Below are 263 nucleotides of genomic sequence, written 5' to 3' on the forward strand. Positions count from 1 at the left end.
ACGCCTTACGGAACGACCGCCTTAGGCACCCCGCCAAATGGGCCGGGTTATACGGGGCACGTTAACGACCCCGAGACGAATCTCGTCTATCTGCAAGGACGGTATTACGATCCGGCAACTGGACACTTTCTAAGTGTCGATCCGGTAAGTGTAGTGCCGGGTAATTCGTCCAATTTCAAACGGTACGCTTACGCAAACAATAATCCGATTGTAAACGTCGATCCAAATGGTAGACAGACCCTACCGCTTTCGAACGAATTAGG

General features: G+C 51.3%; 1 protein-coding gene. It reads left to right on the top strand.

Going from position 1 to position 263, the window contains the following annotated elements:
* A partial coding sequence (locus AC4HNJ_RS22000; RefSeq protein WP_490481742.1) for an RHS repeat-associated core domain-containing protein occupies positions 1-263 on the top strand: 263 nt, incomplete at both ends.

This window comes from Dyella sp. SYSU CM1112, assembly GCF_058216415.1.